General features: G+C 62.6%; 18 protein-coding genes and 1 tRNA gene. 9 read left to right on the top strand and 10 right to left on the bottom strand.

What is annotated here, in order from left to right:
- Positions 1–2 precede the first annotated feature (2 nt).
- The 3 genes from ACV7JP_RS09240 (at position 3) to ACV7JP_RS09250 (ending at position 5,224) form a co-directional block, all read left to right on the top strand.
- Positions 3–401 carry a hypothetical protein gene (locus ACV7JP_RS09240; RefSeq protein WP_457798919.1) on the top strand — a complete coding sequence of 133 codons (399 nt, stop codon included), beginning with the start codon at positions 3–5 and terminating at the stop codon, positions 399–401.
- 18 nt (positions 402–419) lie between these two features.
- Entirely contained in the window at positions 420–3,788 is a 3,369-nt protein-coding gene (locus ACV7JP_RS09245) for a bifunctional DNA primase/polymerase (RefSeq protein WP_457798920.1), read from the top strand.
- A gap of 770 nt (positions 3,789–4,558) precedes the next feature.
- Positions 4,559–5,224 carry a recombinase family protein gene (locus ACV7JP_RS09250; RefSeq protein WP_457798921.1) on the top strand — a complete coding sequence of 222 codons (666 nt, stop codon included), beginning with the start codon at positions 4,559–4,561 and terminating at the stop codon, positions 5,222–5,224.
- A 210-nt stretch (positions 5,225–5,434) separates the two neighbouring features.
- Here ACV7JP_RS09250 and ACV7JP_RS09255 read toward each other — a convergent pair whose 3' ends face one another.
- Together ACV7JP_RS09255 and ACV7JP_RS09260 are read right to left on the bottom strand one after the other, a co-directional pair.
- Positions 5,435–6,286 carry a hypothetical protein gene (locus tag ACV7JP_RS09255; RefSeq protein WP_457798922.1) on the bottom strand — a complete coding sequence of 284 codons (852 nt, stop codon included), beginning with the start codon at positions 6,284–6,286 and terminating at the stop codon, positions 5,435–5,437.
- A gap of 195 nt (positions 6,287–6,481) precedes the next feature.
- Positions 6,482–7,966 carry a phage integrase SAM-like domain-containing protein gene (locus ACV7JP_RS09260; protein ID WP_457798923.1) on the bottom strand — a complete coding sequence of 495 codons (1,485 nt, stop codon included), beginning with the start codon at positions 7,964–7,966 and terminating at the stop codon, positions 6,482–6,484.
- Between the two features lie 125 nt (positions 7,967–8,091).
- On the opposite strand from ACV7JP_RS09260, the gene ACV7JP_RS09265 reads away from it, so the two are divergent.
- Positions 8,092–8,168, top strand: a tRNA-Arg gene (locus tag ACV7JP_RS09265).
- Positions 8,169–8,199: 31 nt separating this feature from the next.
- On the opposite strand, the gene ACV7JP_RS09270 is transcribed toward ACV7JP_RS09265, so the two are convergent.
- From ACV7JP_RS09270 to ACV7JP_RS09285, 4 genes are all read right to left on the bottom strand, one after another.
- Positions 8,200–8,460 (bottom strand): hypothetical protein, encoded by a 261-nt coding sequence (locus tag ACV7JP_RS09270; RefSeq protein WP_457798924.1) that lies wholly within the window; start codon positions 8,458–8,460, stop codon positions 8,200–8,202.
- A 245-nt stretch (positions 8,461–8,705) separates the two neighbouring features.
- Positions 8,706–9,011, bottom strand: coding sequence for a hypothetical protein (locus tag ACV7JP_RS09275; protein WP_457798925.1), 306 nt, complete (start codon positions 9,009–9,011; stop codon positions 8,706–8,708).
- A 269-nt stretch (positions 9,012–9,280) separates the two neighbouring features.
- Positions 9,281–10,072 (bottom strand): bestrophin-like domain, encoded by a 792-nt coding sequence (locus tag ACV7JP_RS09280; RefSeq protein ID WP_457798926.1) that lies wholly within the window; start codon positions 10,070–10,072, stop codon positions 9,281–9,283.
- A gap of 78 nt (positions 10,073–10,150) precedes the next feature.
- On the bottom strand, positions 10,151–10,357 hold the full coding sequence (locus tag ACV7JP_RS09285) for a DUF2905 family protein (protein WP_457798927.1): 207 nt from the start codon (positions 10,355–10,357) through the stop codon (positions 10,151–10,153).
- 543 nt (positions 10,358–10,900) lie between these two features.
- Between ACV7JP_RS09285 and ACV7JP_RS09290 the strand changes: the two genes are divergently transcribed.
- Entirely contained in the window at positions 10,901–11,584 is a 684-nt protein-coding gene (locus tag ACV7JP_RS09290) for an alpha/beta hydrolase (RefSeq protein ID WP_457798928.1), read from the top strand.
- 187 nt (positions 11,585–11,771) lie between these two features.
- Here ACV7JP_RS09290 and ACV7JP_RS09295 read toward each other — a convergent pair whose 3' ends face one another.
- Positions 11,772–12,518 carry a class I SAM-dependent methyltransferase gene (locus ACV7JP_RS09295; RefSeq protein ID WP_457798929.1) on the bottom strand — a complete coding sequence of 249 codons (747 nt, stop codon included), beginning with the start codon at positions 12,516–12,518 and terminating at the stop codon, positions 11,772–11,774.
- 320 nt (positions 12,519–12,838) lie between these two features.
- Between ACV7JP_RS09295 and gloB the strand changes: the two genes are divergently transcribed.
- The 3 genes from gloB to ACV7JP_RS09310 all read left to right on the top strand — a co-directional run bounded on the left by gloB (position 12,839) and on the right by ACV7JP_RS09310 (position 14,940).
- Positions 12,839–13,615, top strand: coding sequence for a hydroxyacylglutathione hydrolase (gloB, locus tag ACV7JP_RS09300; protein ID WP_457798930.1), 777 nt, complete (start codon positions 12,839–12,841; stop codon positions 13,613–13,615).
- Positions 13,612–14,049, top strand: coding sequence for a cupin domain-containing protein (locus ACV7JP_RS09305; protein ID WP_457798931.1), 438 nt, complete (start codon positions 13,612–13,614; stop codon positions 14,047–14,049). Before gloB ends, ACV7JP_RS09305 begins: the two co-directional genes overlap by 4 nt.
- A 75-nt stretch (positions 14,050–14,124) precedes the next feature.
- A complete protein-coding gene (locus ACV7JP_RS09310) occupies positions 14,125–14,940 on the top strand; it encodes a DUF5765 domain-containing protein (RefSeq protein ID WP_457798932.1) in 816 nt (271 codons plus the stop codon).
- A gap of 111 nt (positions 14,941–15,051) precedes the next feature.
- Here ACV7JP_RS09310 and ACV7JP_RS09315 read toward each other — a convergent pair whose 3' ends face one another.
- The 3 genes from ACV7JP_RS09315 to ACV7JP_RS09325 are packed head-to-tail and all read right to left on the bottom strand — an operon-like array spanning position 15,052 to position 17,630.
- On the bottom strand, positions 15,052–16,083 hold the full coding sequence (locus ACV7JP_RS09315; protein ID WP_457798933.1) for a 5-oxoprolinase subunit C family protein: 1,032 nt from the start codon (positions 16,081–16,083) through the stop codon (positions 15,052–15,054).
- Positions 16,080–16,856: a 5-oxoprolinase subunit B family protein gene (locus tag ACV7JP_RS09320; protein ID WP_457798934.1), complete on the bottom strand. Its 777-nt coding sequence runs from the start codon at positions 16,854–16,856 to the stop codon at positions 16,080–16,082. The genes ACV7JP_RS09315 and ACV7JP_RS09320 overlap by 4 nt, the downstream gene beginning before the upstream one ends.
- Complete coding sequence (locus ACV7JP_RS09325) at positions 16,857–17,630, bottom strand: LamB/YcsF family protein (protein ID WP_457798935.1); 774 nt, start codon at positions 17,628–17,630, stop codon at positions 16,857–16,859. It abuts the gene before it with no gap.
- 109 nt (positions 17,631–17,739) lie between these two features.
- On the opposite strand from ACV7JP_RS09325, the gene ACV7JP_RS09330 reads away from it, so the two are divergent.
- On the top strand, positions 17,740–18,099 hold the full coding sequence (locus tag ACV7JP_RS09330) for a hypothetical protein (RefSeq protein ID WP_457798936.1): 360 nt from the start codon (positions 17,740–17,742) through the stop codon (positions 18,097–18,099).
- Positions 18,100–18,114: the final 15 nt, after the last annotated feature.

Consider the following 18,114-nt stretch of genomic DNA (forward strand, 5'->3'; position numbering starts at 1 on the left):
CAATGAGCGAGTCAAAGATCGCTCGCTTTGAACGCCAGTTTCCCACGGTTTGGCGAATGGTCGAAGCCTCGGAGCACTACCGTATCGACATCATCGAACCGTTCGAAGATCGCATCGGGATAGGCAGCACGGGGACGGTTCTCTTCCGTCACGCCAATAACCGCGCGTTCGGCGCGGTCTGGCGCGCGGAAAAGGCAGCGCTTATTGGCTTAGGTGCAAGACACTACGACGCCAATCTACCTGACGACCATCCTGCAAACGCAAGCTTCCTAGCGGAGCTTGCTCGCCGCCTGAAGACGCATGGCGCAACGCAGGGTGAAATCACAGGCCGTGCGGGCGGCGGCTACCATCCGCGACATAGAGCGCGCTGGCGACAGGCGTTCGCGGCAACCGCATACTAACAAAGAAGAAGCGACGCAGTGAGCAAACCGCGCCGCTTTGAAGTCTTCTCTCAACCCAACGTCCAGAAGCAGAAGGACGTATCGTCAATCACGCGCTCAATGAGCGCGGGAATCGAGGTATCTTATCAAATGTCCGAATTTGAAGCAACTGAAATCACAACGAATCTCAATGAAAATCAAGAGATTCCGGGCAACGTTCTCTGCGACGAAGCCTCCGGGCACTCTGTGCTCGACGGTCTCGACTCCTTGTTCGACGCCGCGAAGGACATGGAATTTGATCCCTACAACGGCATCAACAAGATGCGCAACCACGCGCTCGCACTTGGGGCGCTTGGCTTCAAAGTCTTCCCGGTGTTCCATATGCAGCCCGGCAAGAACGATGAGCCGGAATGCTCTTGCTGCAATGTGCAGCGCTACTTCGCGAAGATAGACGGAATTCCCCTCCCGGAGCCGGTGACGTGCTACAACAAGCCTGGAAAACATCCGCGCGGTAAGTGGAAAGAGCTTGCCACAAACGATCCAGACGAAATCCGCGATCTGTGGAATCGTAAGCGCGGGGCAAATATTGCCATCGCCACGGGGCAGCCGTCTGGAGTCTTCGTGATTGACCTTGATGGCAAGATCGGCATGGACTCGCTGCGAACGCTGGAGGCCGAGCACGGCAAGCTGCCTGAGACGTTGATGGCCTTCTCAGGCCGTGGCGATGGCCTGCATCTCTACTTCAAGGCCCCCGCCGAAGAGGAAGGGTTGACGATCAGCGCCGGGACTATCGGGCGCGGGATCGACACGCGCGGGACCGGCGGCTACATCATCGGGCCGGGCAGCAACCATGAAAGCCTTCGTCGCTATATGTGGGTTCCTGGCTACGGGCCGGGAGAAGTTGAGCTTGCCGAACTTCCGACGTGGTTCATCGAAGCCATGAAGTCCGCGAGCAACAAGACGGCTGAGCAGAAGGCGGCTGACAAGGCGAACAAGAAGACCAGCAAGGAGAAGCTGGAGACGGAGTCGAGCGCTGACGGCTACGACTCACGCTTCGACGTGTTTGACGACGCTGCGAAAGACATGGCTTCCCGTGGTTGGGAGATCGGCGACGACGGCGAGCTTTTGCTTGGCGTCGATGCTTACCTGTCCCGCATTGGCGAAGAGAGCAAGGGGAAGAACGGTTTCCATGGCCCGATCTATTCGGCGCTCTGTTCGTTCTTCTATCACAATGGCCTGGAGGCGACTGACGAAGAAGCCAAGGCGGTCTTGATTCCTGTGATTAAGGCTGCGCCGTGCGATGACGGGCGCAACGTGAGCCGCTACGCGACAGATCGCTATCTTGACGAACGCATTGCCGATGCGCGCGAATTCATCGGCATGGCCAAGGAACAGGAAGCCGAGCTCATCAAGAGCGCATATGAAAAGCTCAAGGAACTGATCGAAGGCTTCTCTGATTTCACGGATCAGAAGACAGTCAATCGCGCCTGTGAGAAGCTTGCGCTCCTGAAGCTTCCGCCAAAGCTGCGTTCGGGGTTGATCAAGACGCTCGCGAAGAAGATTGGCACGACCGAGGGGAAGCTGAACACCGCACTCGGCGGGATCGTAGCGAAGGAAAAAGCGAAGGCCGCTGGTGAGCGCAACAAGAAGAAGCGCATCGAGGGGAACAAGGCAACGCTCGGGCTCCCCGGACGCGAAAACAATCCGACACTCGTTATCGACCAAGATCACTTTGATTACATGGTCACGACCGCATGGGATCGCTTGACCGCGCTCAATGCGGGCGGGCTCAATAAGTATTTCCAGATCGGCGACGCCATGGTGCGCTTGCTTCCTCCAAATGAGGAAGGAGTCATCACGACCGAGCGCATGGATGCGGACATGATGTGGTCTGAGCTTAACGAGCACGTCACCTGGGCGAAGCCGTATAAGGACGGAATACGCATTGTTGATGCAGATAAGAACGTCGCGAAGCAGATTATCGGGCAGACCGATTTGCGCTTCCCAGAACTGGAGAGCTTTGTCACTTCGCCATTCTTCGCAAAGGGCGGCGAACTGATCTCGACTCCCGGCTATCATCCTGGATCGAAGGTCTTCTATAATCCGCCCGCTGGATTCCACATGCCTGAAGTGCCGGAGCATCCAACACACGATGACGTTGCGAAAGCGCGCGATCTAATCGAGAACCACGTCCTGACCGATTTTCCCTTCCACGACGGCGGGGAAAGCAAGACGGGCGGGAAGGCTTCGAAGGCGCACGCCATCGCGCTTCTGTTGCAGCAATTCATGCGCCCCATGATCCCCGGTCACCTGCCTTATAGCTTCGTCCAGAAGCCGGATGCGGGCACAGGCGCGTCGCTGTTGATCCAGACTCTGATGCGCATCGCATATGGGCGCGATGTGGCGGCGCAGACTGAGAAGGGATCATCCGACGAAATCGGGAAGATGCTGACCGCATTCTTGCTGACCCGTGAGCCGGTGCTTCTGATCGACAACCTCAACAATCACGTTCACGGCGCGGCGCTTGCCAACTTCGCGACGTGCGGCACCTGGAATGACCGCCGCCTTGGTAAGAGCGAGAACATTCGCGCCAAGGTGACCTGCACCACGATCCTTGCTGGTAACAACGTCGGGACTAGCTGGGAAATCGGACGCCGCTGCGCTCCTATCGGGCTTGACGCGGGATGTGATCCCCTGGCGCGCGCTGGCTTCAAACACGACCTGGAAACATGGGTTCCCAAGCATCGCGGGGAACTGGTCTGGGCATGTCTAACGCTAATCCGCTTCTGGATTGATCAGGGGAAGAAGGAATGGCACGGCACGCCGCTGAAGTCTTTTGAGGGCTGGAGCCGCATCATGGGCGGCGTGCTTCAGGCGATTGGCGTCGAAGGCTTCCTTGAAAACCTGGACATGATGCGCAAGGCGTCGACTGGTGATCAGGAAGATTGGGGAGCGCTCGCCGCTATCTGGTATGACCTTTATAAGGATAAGCCGCGTCCGCTTGGGAAGATGGGCGTGGTGAATTCAGCCGCCAGCGAATGGGATAACGAAAAGTCGATTGTCTATCTGATCGAGGAACACGGCTTGAATATCACGTTCAAGGCGGACGCCGTTGATAAGGCAAACTCGCTTGGCAAGCGCCTAGGAAAGCGCGGGACCGTCAAGCACGGCGACCGCGCGTTTCGTTTTGTCGGCGGCGGTCGCGGCACTGACAACAAGCAAAATTGGCACGTTGAGCTTGTGACTGTTGATCTATTCGCACAGGCGGGCGGCGAGATGTTAAAGGGTATGACCGAAGAGGCATGGCTGGAGGCGCTTGACGAATACTGTGACACCCACGCTGAGCTTCTGCCATCCGAGACGAGCCCAGAGCCGTATACAGCGATTGTTGGGTGGATGGTCGAGTAGCTGGCGACAGTCATCAAGAGAACGGGCGGACCAGTGTCCGCCCTTTCTTTTTGGGCGGCAGAATTAGGGTAGGGAGGTAGATGTGGGATTTTTCCTAATGTGCGCGTGCGTGAAAAATGGGTGTGTGCTAGCGCACATCGATTTTTTTCTATTTTTCACACGCGTGATTTTCCCACAAATACCTCCCTACCCTAATTCTTAAGGACGGTTGGAGGGAAAACGGGCGGGAGGCGACCACACGTGAACCGTTCACCAACCAGTCGAGCCCAGAGCAGCCGTCGAGAGTGTCGAGACCAGCCGCAAACCCTCCAGACGCTCAGAGTCATTTCGAGAGCGCCTGTCCAACCGCCTCGCCGATCCGCCGCGACCTCGCGCGGGCAGGGGCAGTGCGGTAGTAAGCAGATTGTTTGTAAAGATCATACGATGGAGTCGTTAACCTGAAGAATTAAGGTTAAGGGACGGCGCATAAGATTAGTAAGTTCAGATATAAAGAAACCTTTGTGTAAGTCTGGTCTAGACCACCGACCGACGCCGCCCTCCCGCTTTCGAACCTCTTTCAACGCCGACGCTCCCGCCGAGTAGCTACGCCAATCGCGCCGCTCTTGTGGTCTCGCGCTTACGCCCGACTACGCGCGACTTTCTGCCACGCTTTCTGCGCTCGGCTCCCTCAAAAACCGCCCAAAATTCGCTTGACTGCCTCCCGTTATGCCATTACGTTCTTGTCAACGAACGTAGACTAATTTGTGTAGCAGCGTATCGGGCGTATCAAAATGGCAAACGGAACCTACATTGCTTACTACCGCGTCTCGACGCAGAAGCAGGGCCGCTCTGGACTTGGCCTTGAAGCGCAACAGGAAGCCGTCCGCACGTTCCTGAATGGCGGCTACTGGAAACTGGCAGCGGAGATCGTAGAAGTAGAGAGCGGCAAGCGCAGCGACCGCCCCAAGCTCGCCGAAGCCCTTCGCCTGTGCCGCCTGCATGGCGCGACGCTGATCATCGCTAAGCTGGACCGACTCGCCCGTAACGTGGCCTTCGTGTCTGCGATTATGGAGTCGGGCGTGGAATTCGTCGCCGCCGACTTCCCGCAAGCTAATCGCCTGACGATCCACATCCTTGCGGCGGTTGCTGAGCACGAAGCCAAGGCCATTTCCGACCGCACCAAAGCGGCTCTCCAGGCCGCTAAGGCGCGCGGAACCAAGCTCGGCGGGTTCCGTGGCGTGAAGGTCGATTCCGCCGCTGGACGCGCTGCCAGAGCCGCCCAGGCAGACAACCGCGCTGCTGATCTAGGGCCGATTATCGCCGATCTGCGCTCGACTGGCGTGACTTCTCTCGGCGGGATCGCTGCCGCTTTGAATGAGAAGGGAATCCCCACTGCGAAGGGCGGCAAGTGGCAGGCGGTCCAGGTTCAACGCGTCTTGGCGCGCCTGGAGGGCTGAGACGGGCGAAAGATGGTCGCTTTGGAGCGCAGATAGGCCCAGTTCCTACGCATAGGCGTTATTCCAGCTTGCCTTTATGGCTAGGCTCAAGGGACCCTTCCGGGGGGCACGGCCCTGGCATCAGGGGAGGGCCATCGAGCGGAACCCGAATTAGCCTAAACCTTGTATATGGAATAGGTGACGGCGGCGAAGACTGTCACAGTCTCGCAGTTATATTTTTCCGCCAAATAATATCTCTTTCATCACAGCTAACATGCCGGATAAATCATACTGTTTTGCTAGTGTTAATACTTCATTAAATGATCGATTCGAACCGAGGGCCAGTATGATTTCATCAAACAATGGAATAAATAGCGCAAGAAAAATCGATATTTGAATAGACCATCTTAGAATACTTGGAACAAACGATAGCATAACCGTAAATAGCGAAATCATCGATCTGATCTTGTTAACTTTTTTGTAATCAACATTGCCATATTTATCGCGTCCTTTGACTAGTTTTTCTGCCATTCCATTAGAGAATATCGAAAGGCTACTAATGAACGCCCCCCAAATCTGTGATATAACATCGAACGCTAGGCTAACTGCGTGAATTAGTATCCAAAGCAAGACAAATTTCGCCAAGCTCCTCCCAAGCAGTCCGGGGGCAGCTAGAAGATTTGCAGTCCTTAGACGATCGACAGTTTCTTGCAGCTTCGGAATTGTTTTCTCAATTTCATCTCTATAGGCTACGACACCCTTCTGCTTTTTCTCTGCTAACGTATCTAGTATTTCCTGAAGTTCTGCACGAGTCTTTATTTCTTCAACGCGAATCTTACTAGTCTCTGCTTCAGTTTTTGCTTCTGTTTGAACGTTTCCGCTCATTTGAGTCAGCTGAAATACTATCGCTATTATTGCTGCCGGAAGCGCAAGAATTTCAACTAAACTCGACCACCATGGCTTAGCTGCCGGGCTTTTTGCCGCCGCTTCTACATCTCTCTTTTTGAGTTCGAGCTCTAAGAGTTCGATTTTTCTCGCGAGAATGTCGTTCTGCGCTGTGGACGCGCCGTTCTCAAGCGACACTGAAGCCTCCGCTGCGAAATGGAATTTCCTAACAAAGGAGCTAAAAGTTACGTTACCTGCAAATTCGGCGCAATCGTTGGTCGACGGTTGGCGCGTCCGGCAATGAATCGATCGCGTTGAAAATTTTGTGGCCGCTCCCTACGGGACTTGAACCCCTGTTGTCGGTTGAGGGACAGCGGAGTGTCACCAAATACCTTAACTATCAACACCGCCATTAAACTGTGTCACAGTCCGGCGCGGGTCCAGCGGGTCCGCTTTCTGGAGCGCGTCATTCAAGACAACGATCTGAGCCCGACCATAACCGTCCTGAACTTCCCGCCCCTTCCTCGCGTGACCTAATAGCCGGTCCTGCTCATACTCACCGACGCTGGCCAGTCGCAGAGCATCCTTCATTCCGTGCCGGAAGGAATACATACTCAGCTTCGAGTCCGTCAGTTTCAGACGCTCTCTCAGGAAATGCGTCCAGCGGCTGTAGATCGGCGGATACCGCCTGCCCCTGCCATCGGCTTTCTGACATAGCGCGAACAACCGTTTTTCCTTCGGGCGCTTCTCGACGAACGCCAGAAGCCCGGCATCGATCAGCCATCTGTGAACCGGGACCTCTCGAACGCCAGCGCGCGTCTTGACGTTATTGTCGTGCAGATCGTGGACCCGGAAAACCCAGACGCCAGCAACCTCGCACACGTCCCCAGGTGCTAGCTGTGCAATTTCTTCAGGCCGCATCCCCGTCCAGCACGCAATACGCACGAACCAAGCGACTTGGGTATGTTCATAGGATTCCGCCGCATAGATAGGCAACGCCTTGAGCAGCTTATCAGTCTCTGCCGGACTGAACGTCCGGCGCTTACCTTCTATCCGCTCGGAGTGCTTAACCTTCTCCGCGCGCCAAGTGAGCTTATCCGCTGGCGACGCGTCAATGTGACCTTCGTTAACCGCGTAGTTGAGCAACGTCTTGAACGATACAAAATATTTCCGTGAAGTGACATCCGCTCTGTCGCCAGTTGCCAGATAGTCGCGGAACTCCCGGCACTGATCCACAGTGATCTTTCTCACAGGAACCGGGCCAAACTTCTTTTCAAAAGCTTCCATCGGAATCCGAAATTGCGCCTCGCTGGCGCGCCCCGTGCCCTTCCACTTTTCAAATATCTGCCGAAGGGTAACCCCCTCTGGGCTCGAATCAACGGGCCTCCGCAACCTTGGCGGCAGAGCTATTCCCAACTGATCTAATATCGCGCCGTCCTTCACAATCGCCGCGTTCAGGACTCGGGCGGATGCTTCCAACGCCGCCGCTTCGGACTCCACCACGGCAGGGTCGTCTACCTCTGGCGGGTAGTCGCGCACCATGTCCGCCACGTTGGCGGCGAGGTTGGCCCCCTGCCAGCGGCCACGCTGGCGCGCCATAAAGGCTTCAACGCCTCCTGCCTGCTCGACTCGTTTGCGATCATCAGGATTCAGCGCCTCCAGCGGGTCCTTGCGCCGATGGAGGGCAATCAGCCGGTCATGCTCAGCAGCGAGCGCGCGGGCATGTTCGGCGACATCGCGCTTACTGCCGCTCCCTAGTGATTTGCTCCAGCGAGTGACGCCTATGGTCTTCCTGACATCGGCGGGAACGTCGCGCCGGTAGTGGTAATTGTCGCTGCCAGGAACCCGCATGACGAAGGGGATTCCAGACTTGCTCATGGCGTGCTATTCCTGTGCGTAGGCGCTGTCGGAAGCCAATTCCACACAAGTTTCCACACAAGTCAACGCCTTCGTAACTCGCTGAAATCATGTTAGTTAATACAAATCAGCGAGATATATAACGCGGTCCCGTAGCTCAGCAGGATAGAGCAGCGGTTTCCTAAACCGAAGGTCACAGGTTCGAATCCTGTCGGGACCGCCACCGCGCAGCATATGTCGCGAGCCCGCGCGCCTTACCGTGTCGCCGCGCCGATGGCGAGGGAGAGCTCCCGGGCCCGGCCGGCCGGCATGGGCGCGAAATCCGACGCGCGATGCGTCGGCGCCGCGCGGCCCCTGAAGATCATGAATCCCTTCGCCGCGGCGTAAATGTCGCCGCTGCGCAGGGTCGGATCCCCCAGGATCGACGCCACGGGCGATTGCCTGCCCTCCGGGGAGCCGGTGGCGAGGGAGAGGTATTTTTTCAGGGCGCGCTCGGCGAAGGCTTCGTAATCCATGCGCCCGCGCGCGACGCGCGCCCGCCAAGAATCCCGCCAAGACTCATGTAGAGCCGCGCGCGTTTCGCCCCCTGCGTAAGAGAGGGCGAAACCGTCCTCCTGCGCGCGGCCCGCCGATGGCCATGCTCCCGAGGAGCAGGCCATGATCGCGAAAGCGAGGGCGAGAGCGCGGCGCATGTCCAAGGAACGCGGGCGAACGAAAACCGTTCCCTTAAGCGGCGCGGCGTGACGTCGCGCCGATCGCCTTACTTCTCTCCTGTGCGCCACAGCGCGCCGAGCGCGAGCCCCGCCAGCGCCGCGACGGCGAGAGCCGTAAGCGGCTGCGCGCGGACGGAAGTCTCGATCGTGGAGCGCCAATCCTCCAGCGCCTCGCTCGCGTCGTCCGCGACCTGCCGCCCTTGCTCGCGTGCGGCCGCGAGCGTCCGGCCGGCCTGTTCCATGCCCTGTTCGACCATGCGTTCGGCCTGGTTGGCGGCGGCGGAGGCCTGTTCGGCGACGACAGCGCCGATATTCGCCGCCTCGCGTTCCCGGTTTCGCTTGAAAAGCTGCATGTCGGCATCCTCGATAGGTGTCGCCCCCGCGGTGCGCCGCGTAGGCGATCAACCAGAGGCGGCCGAGGGTTGTTCCTGACCGAGGGCGACAAAAAGCCGGCCGCGCTGGTTTTCGGGCGCGGCGCGGGACGGCGCGATTTCGCGCCTTTGACTTCTTGGCGGCGGGCGCCGCCGCGCATCTTCCCTCGCCTTCGCCGAGCCGCTCAAAGCGGCTCCGATCCGCGCGGGGCGAAGGCGTAAGCGCCGAAGCCGCGGCGGTTCGACGGGCGTCATTCGGATGTGCGGATGGGACGGTCGCGCATGGCGAGGATGGGCGCGGGATCGACCGTGACGCCGCCGCGGAAGGGATTGTCGAGCGCGGCGATGAGGAAGACCACGGCCCCGAGAAACAGCGCCGTCGTCGCGCCGAGCAGAAGATGCACGTGAGTCTCCATGTCGAAGAGACACATGAGCAGCATGTAGAGAAGCGCGCCGAGATAGACGACCGCCCACATGGGCGTGGGGATTCCGTCGCTCTCGCTCGAGAGAAGCAATCGGCGCTGCTCGATCATGACGTTCACCTGACGAAACGTCTCGCCATAGACTAGGTCCTCGGTCTTGGTGGCGGGCTCGAAGCTCAGGAGCTTCGCCATCATGCGGCGCAGGGTCGGCGACGAGCCCGTGGGCGTCGGCGCATAGGGGTCGCTCGGCCAATGCGTCTCCAAGGCCTCGATGGCGTAGTCGTGCAGATCCTGCTGCAAGCGCTCGCGCAACGGCATGGGGAAGCCGTTGAGATCGTGATAGAGCGTCGCGAAGGTCAGCGACTGCTTGGAGACGGCTTCCTTCGCGGCGGTGAAGTCCTGATAGGCCTCAACGGCGAGCAGGCCGAGAAGAATGCCGTAGAGCGCCGCGAAGCTCTGCAGCGAGAAGCCGATCATGTCGTTGGCGTTGCGGCGTCCATGGATCCAGCGCCGCGACAAGGGACGGCAGACGAAAATTCCGACGACGGTCAGCGCGACGGCGCCGCCGCAGAACATGAGGGCCATTTGCCCCGTCGAAAATCCTTTCAGAAAATCGTACACCGCGTCTCTCCTTCGCCGCCATTAGGCGGCGCGGGCGCGGCTTTGTCAAAGGCCGTCGCGGCGCGCGGCCGAGCCGCTTCAACGATTCACGAGCCAGAAGACGACGCCGAGCAGCGCGCTCAAGAGCAGCGACGTCGCGAGCGGAACATAGACGCGCAGACCGCCGCGCTCGAAAACGATGTCGCCGGGCAGGCGCCCGAGCGTCAAGCCGAAGCGCTCGGCGATCATCCATAAGAGGCCGAGCCCGATCAGCGCGAGGCCGGCGAAAATCAGTAATTTGGGCATTGTGAACGCGTCTTGGCCTTTCTCGGCGGCGCCAAGCCGCCCGAGGTGACATATTGTCGCGAAGGGCGCTTTCGCGAAGCCCGTCGCTTGCAAATGCGCGGTCGCGCCGTTACCTCGCACGCAGGTTTTCGAGGGCGAATTGCCGTCGCGCGCTATCGAGGTGCGACGAAATCGCTCAGTCGAATGAAGGCGCAATGGCGCGTCTTTCGCAAGGGCCTGTCGAGACGCAGACGCCCTGAACCTGACGACGAAACGTCTTCTTCCTCGCTGGACTGCGAAGCCCCGCGCGCGGCCTTGCGCGCTTTTTGAGAGGTAAAATGATGATGAGGCCGGACCATATCTGGATGGCGATGACGATGGTGAAGCATGGCACGCTCGCCGGCGCTTTCATCTTCGCGGTGAAGATCCTGCGTTTCGCCTTGACGTTCTGACCGCTCCGGCCCCGGCGCGCGCGCAGGCGGCGCCTCTCGAATTCATGCGTCCGCTCTTGACCTCGGCGCGCTTACCCCCGACAGCTAACGGCGCGAAAGGGGAGCGCGGCAAATGGCGGCGATCGATGGTCCGAGAGTGGCGGCGAAATCCGGGAAAGCCCGGCAACTCATCGTTTTCCTTCACGGTTACGGCGCGGACGGCGCCGATCTCATCGAGATCGGGCGCCAGTGGCGCTCCTTTCTCCCCGACGCGGATTTCGTCGCGCCCCATGCGCCGGAGCGCTGCGCCGCGTCGCCCATGGGGCGGCAATGGTTCCCCCTCACCATGCGCGACCCCGAGGAGCGCTGGCGCGGCGTGATTTCCGCCCGTCCGACGCTCGACGTCTTTCTCGACGAAGAGCTGGAGAAGCGCGGCTTCGACGAGCGCGCGCTGGCGCTGGTGGGCTTCAGCCAGGGGACGATGATGGCCCTGCATACGGGCCTGCGCCGGCGCAAGGCGCCCCGCGCCATCCTCGGCTATTCCGGCATTCTAACGCTCGGCCCCGATCAGCCCGGCGCCGAGCGGCCCGCGCAAAACCCGCCGCCCAACGTGCTTCTCGTCCATGGCGAGGAGGACGAGCTTATCCCTGTCGACGCGCTGATGCTGTCGGCCAATTTGCTCGCCGACATGAACGTGCCGACCCAATGGCACCTGTCCGCCGGGCTCGGCCATGGCATCGACAACGCCGGGCTGATCCATGGCGCGCTGTTTCTGGCGCAGGCCTTCGGCGTGAAGGTGGAGTTCGGGCGGCGGTGAGGCCGCTTCTCCCACGAGCGGAGCCACCGGGATTTAACAAGGCGCTCGGACTTTCGCCGTCATTGCGAGGAGCGTGAGCAACGAAGCAATCCAGGCGCCGTGATGACGCCCCTGGATTGCTTCGTCGGCTTCGCCTCCTCGTAATGACGGCGCGTTTTTTACTTCCTCGGCGCGAAGCGAAGCGGGGTCACGCCGGCTCCGCGCCTTCCGGCTCCAGCGCCGGCTCCAATACCGGCTCCACGATCGCCGGAATGCGCCGCGCCGCCCGGCGCAGGACCGGGCGATAGAGCTGCTTCGTCGCCTCCACCACATGCACGCCGCCGCCCGGCAGCGAAAAGCGCCCGGCGATGCGCTCGAAGGCCGGGGCGGAGCGCAGCAGCGTCACGCGCTGGAAGGGCGGCACATAGAGCGCCTCGCCCCAGAAGACGGGCAGGAACTGCGCCTCCTGCAACAGCGTCTGCAACTGGCCGCGCGAATAGGGGTGGCCGTGGCCGAAAGGCGTGGTGTCGACGCGCGCCCAGAGGCCGGTGCGGCTCGGCGCGACGATCACCACCCGTCCGCCCGGCGCCAGAATGCGCCAGACCTCTTCCAGCAGGTCCTGCGGATGCTCCTCCACTTCGAGCGCATGGACGAGAAGGATGCGGTCGATGCACTGGTCCGGCAGGGGCGTCATCGAGGCTTCGACCAGCGCCGTCGCCGATCTGCCGTCGAGCGGCCAATGGACGACGCCCTGGGTCGCCGGCATGAAGGCCAGCACGCGCTGCGCCTTTTCGCGGAAGCCGTCGAGATAGGGCGTGGGATAGCCGAGCCCCAGCACGCGCAGGCCGGCATGATCGTCCCAGCGGGAGCGGACCATGCGCCCCACCACGCGGCGGGCCACCTCGCCCAGCGCCGTTTCGTAAAAAGCCCGCAATTCCACGACATCGAGCGCCATGGCCGGATCATCTTCCTATTCTCGAGGCGACGCAAGACAAGCGCTGGTCGCATTCAAGGCAATCGGGTGAACGCTGGCGTGAGCGAATCCCTCCCCTTTACGGGGAGGGTGGCCCTGCGGAGCAGGGTCGGGTGGGGTCAAGCTCCACCAATATTGCGGTGGGACGAACCCCACCCGGCGGTCTTCGACCGCCGGCCTCCCCGTAAAGGGGAGGCATTGGGCGCCCGGCGGTTCGAGATTATCTTTCACCCGATCGCCCTTGGGTCGCATTTTTGCATGATGCCTTTATGATATTCGCCCTGAGACCCCCGGAGAAAGACATGTCCATCGAGGTGGCCCAGTTCATTTGCCTGAGCGATAATTTCGGCCTGCTCGTCCATGACCGGGAGACCGGCGCGACCGCGAGCGTCGACGCGCCGGAGGGCGGGACGATCGCGGACGAGGCCGAGCGGCGCGGCTGGCCGCTGACCCATCTCCTGATCACCCATCATCATCTCGATCACATCGAGGGCTGGGAGACGCTGAAAGGTCGCTTTCCCGGGATGAAGATCGTCGGGGCGGCGAAGGACGCCCACCGCCTGCCGCCGCTCGACCTGGCGGTCTCCGATGGCGACGAGGTGGCGATCGGCGCGTCCCGGGCGCAAGTCATCGCCACGCCGGGGCACACGCACGGCCATATCGTCTATTGGTTCCCGGAGGACGAAGCGGTCTTCGTCGGCGACACGCTGTTTTCGCTCGGCTGCGGCCGCGTCTTCGAAGGCGACATGGACGAGATGCGCCTCTCGCTCGAGAAGATCGCCAATCTGCCGGGCGAGACGCAGGTCTATTGCGGGCACGAATATACGCAGGCCAATGGCCGCTTCGCGATCACGGTGGACCCCGAAAATCCGATGCTGCGCGACCGGCTCCGCAGCGTCGCCGAATTGCGCGCGGCGGGCAGGTTCACTTTGCCCACGACGATCGCGCTGGAAAACGCCACCAATCCCTTCCTGCGCGTCGAGGACCCGCTGGTGAAGAAGGCGATGGGCATGGACGACGCCAATCCTTTCGCCGTCTTCGCCGAAATGCGCGAACGCAAGAATCATTTCGTCGGATGAGCGGAATCGGCGATCCGTCGGCGGAAGAGGTCGTGCGCCTGCTCGGCCTCGCGCCGCATCCGGAGGGCGGCTTCTACCGCGAAACCTTCCGCGACCCGCGCCAGGTCGAGGGGCGTTCCGCCGGCACCGCCATCTATTATCTGCTGCCGGCGGGGCAGGTCTCGGCCTGGCACCGGGTCGACGCCGGGGAAATCTGGCATTGGCACGCCGGCGCGCCGCTGGAGCTGTCTCTTTACGAAGACGGTCGGCGGTCGACCCTGCTCCTCGGGGCCGATCTTCGGGGCGGCGAGCGTCCGCAGGGGATCGTCCCCGCCGGCGTCTGGCAATCGGCGAAGAGCCTCGGCGCCTGGACGCTCATCGGCTGCACCGTCGCGCCGGGCTTCGAATTCTCCCGTTTCGAGCTTGCGCCGCCCGGCTTCCCCCCGCCCGGCTGACTGCGCGTGGGGCTTTGAGCGCGGCGCCGGATAGTGTATCGGGGCGCTCAAGGACAAAAAGAGGAAACGACACCCATGTGCTGGAGCGGGGAAGCTTCGACAGTTCTCGCGGCGACGGGCATCGCCGGCGCGGCCTATTCGGCCCTCAAGAAGGATCCGGAGCCCCTCGCTCTCTGGATCTGCCTTCTCTATTTCGCCAGCATGGAGTCGCTCCAGGCGGTCGCCTATTCGGTCTTGAACCAATGCGACTCGCCATTGAACCAAATAATGACCATGTTCGGTTATCTGCACATCACGTTCCAGCCTTTCTTCATCAATGCGGTGGCGCTTTACTTCATGCCCAAGGACAGCGCCAGGATCGTCGCGCCCTGGGCCTATTTCGGCTGCTTCGTCGCCGCCATCCTCATGCTGATCCAGCTCTATCCCTTCAGCTGGGCGGGGCATTGCGCGCTGGGCCGGCCGCTCTGCGGCGAGGTGCTGTGCACGGTGCGCGGCGAATGGCACATCGCCTGGCTGCTCCCGACCAACGGCATCGGCAACAGCATGGCGGACAACGCCACGCTGGGGCGCGGCTATATCGGCTATCCGCTGATGGCCTTCTTCATCCCGTCGCTCTACGGCAGTTGGCGCTTCATCCTGTTCTCCTGGGTCGCCGGCCCCTGGCTCGCGAGCCTCACGACCAACAACATCAACGAATGGCCGGCGGTCTGGTGCCTGTTCTCGATCGGCCTCGTGCTCGCCATCATCAAGACGCCGCTGCGCTACCACCTCCATGTCGGCGACCCGTGGTGGATGATGCTGTGGAAATGGCATAAGCGCCGGAAGGCCGCGCGCAGGCCGGTCGCGGCGGCGACCGCGGAGACGGCCTTGGCGAAGGAGCCGGCGGAGTAGTTTTTTCCCTCTCCCCGCAAGCGGGGAGAGGGTCAGGGTGAGGGGCGAAGCGGCGACATACGCGCCGGGGTTTCAGGGGATTTGGGACGGCTTCGTTTTGCGGCTTGCCCCTCACCCCGGCCCTCTCCCCGCAGGCGGGGAGAGGGGGTCGAGCGCGCTGACCACGCCGCCGATCAAATTCGCGGCAAGCAGCGCTTCCGTCGAAATCTCGGCGGCGAGGGGCGTCAGGGTCGCTCCCGCCGCCATTTTGTCTTTCAGCTCCGCCCGCGCCGCGACCGCCTCGGCCCAATCGACCGCGCGAAAGCGCAGCGTCTCCCCCGGCCGCAATTGGGCGAACCGGCCTAGATCCGCGCCGATAATCGTCGCGATCTTCGGATAGCCGCCGGTGGGCTGGCGATCCGCCATCAGCGCGAAAGGGGCGCCCGAGCCCGGAACCTGGATGGCCCCCATGGCCGCGCCGTCCGAGACGATGTCGTGGCCGCGCGCATGAGCCAGGCGCGGGCCTTCCAGCGCATAGGCCATGCGATCGCTGCGCGCGCCGACGCGCCATTCGGCGGAGAGCAGGGCCTCGATGGCCTCGGGCGGAAAGTAGTCGTCCTGCGGCCCCGGCATGACGCGGATGGGCGCGTCGTCCCGCGCGAGCCAGGGCGCGGCGAGCGCCAGCGGTCCGTGCGGCGCCGGCGCGACGTCGAGAAGCGCCAGCGCGTCGCCCGCCGCGAGCGGCTTCGGGCCGATCCCGGAGCGCGCATGGGTTGAGAGCGAGCCGAGCGCTTTGGGGGCGTCGAGGCGCGCGCCGAAGGCGACGTAGCACCAGGCGCCGGAAGCCCCCGCCCGGATCGCCAGACGGGCGCCCGGTTCGAGCGGAAAGACGCAAGCCGGCGGCAGCGTCCTGCCGTCGAGCCGGACGTCGAAGGCGCCGCCGGCGATGGCGACGGCGAGCGTCGCGCCCGCCGCTTCGAGGACCGCGCCGCCGAGCGAGACCTCGATCGCGGCCTCGGCTCCGACGGCGCGGGCCGCCGCGACGAAGGCCGCATGATCCATCGGCCCGGCCGGTGTGACGCCGAAGCGCGAATGGCCGAAACGGCCGGCGTCCTGGATCGTGACCGCCGGCCCGGCGGCGCGGACGAGAAGCCGCGCGCTCACGGGAGGGCCTCGCGGCGCGCGACGACCTCGCCCTGCGCCGCGCGGGCGTCGAGCCCGGCGAAGGTCGCGGCGTCGATGGGGTCGAAGCGCAGAGCGTCGCCCGGCAAGACGAGAAATGGCGGATCGCGGCGAAGCGAGAAGAGCCGTTCCGGCGTGCGGCCGACGACATACCAGCCGGTCGGCATGGGATTGGTCGCGACGAGCGACAGGCCGCCGCCGATCAGCACGGCGCCTTCCGGCGTCGGCCCGCGCGGCGCCAGTCGGCGGGGGATGGCGAGCGCTTGCGGCAGCCCGCCCAGATAGCACCAGCCCGGCGCGAAGCCATACATGTAGGCACGGTATGGGGCGCCGGCATGCGCCTCGGCGAGCGCTTGCGCGGTGAGGCCGAGGGCGCGCGCGGCTTCGTCTATGTCTTCGGCGACGGCGGGATCGTAGCAGCAGGGAATGACCCAGTTCGCGCCGTCATTGCGAGCGGAGCGAAGCAATCCAGCGGCGTCAGCGCGGTCCCGGATTGCTTCGTCGCTTTCGCTCCTCGCAATGACGGCGGCGATCCAGTCGATCAATTCCGCCCGCGAAATCTCCAGCGGCTCGTAATGCACGAGGAGCGAGCGGTAGGTCGGCGTCGTCTCCGTCACGCCCGGCGGCGGCGCGCGGCGAAAAACTTCGTCGAGCGCCAGCACGCGCGCATTGATCTCCGGATCGACTTCGTCGCCATATTCCACCGTCAGCGCCGCTTCGCCCTGATCGAGAAAACGCGGGCGATCGTAACGCATCTAGCCCTCGCTGAAGGCGTGCAAGGCGAAGCCCTCCGCTTCAAGTCCGGCGCGCAGGCGACGCGCCATCTCGACGGCGTGCGCCGTGTCGCCATGCACGCAGATGGAGTCGATTGGCGTCGGCAGGCGCTTGCCAGTGACGGCGATAAGCGCGCCTTCCGCCAGCATGTCGCGCATGCGCGCCATCGCCGCGTCGCAATCCGTAATGACGGCTCCCGCCTCGCCGCGCGGTTGCAGGCGTCCGTCCTCGACATAGGCGCGGTCCGCGAAAATCTCATGCGCGACCTTCAGCCCCGCGCGCTCGCCCGCGCGCGTCTGCTCCGAGAGCGCAATGACGAGCAGCGTAAGGGAGGCGTCGACGGCGCGCGTCGCGCGCGCCAGCGCATTCGCGACATCCGCGTCCCTCTCGGCGATATTGGCGAGCGCGCCATGCGCTTTCACATAGGCAATGCGATGGCCGCAGAGCGCCGCGAGCGCCTGCGCCGCGCCGATCTGATAGGCCACGGCGCGCTCGATTTCGGCCGCGCTCATCGCCATGGGCCGGCGTCCGAAGCCTGCGAGATCGGGAAAGCCGACATGTGCGCCGACGGCGACGCCGCGCGCCCGCGCCAGCGCGAAAGTCGCGGCCATGATATCCGGGTCGCCCGCATGAAAGCCGCAGGCGACATTGGCGCTCGTCACCACATCGAGCATGGCGGCGTCGTCGCCCATGCGCCAGGGGCCGAAGCCTTCGCCGAGATCCGCGTTGAGGTCGATACGCCGCGCCATTGTCATCGAAGCGATCTTAGCGCGTGGGCCCGCCACACGACAGCGCCGCAGCGCGGAATTGCCAATTCTCCATATTTGTGTTCCGTTTAGCTCGCGCCCGGGACGGGCGGGGGGAATGAAAATGCGCATCTTCGCGGCGGCCCTGGCGGCGGCCCTTGCTTTCGCTTCCGCGGCCCTGGCGGGCAATCCGGTCGGCAAATATTCGGTCGAGGGCAAGAATCCCGACGGCAAGTCGTCCTATACGGGCGCGGTGACGGTGGAGAAGACCGGCGAGACCTACAAGGTCACCTGGAATGTCGGCGGAGCCATTTATGTGGGCACGGGCATTGGCGACAAGAACTTCCTCGCCGTGAGCTACAAATCCGGCGGCGACACCGGCCTCGCGCTCTATGGCGAGGACGGCGACAACTGGGCCGGCATTTGGACCTATCACAACGGCAAAAAGATCGGCGCCGAGATGTGGACGCGGCAATAAACGGGACATCCGGCT

Source organism: Methylocystis sp. S23 (assembly GCF_054106005.1).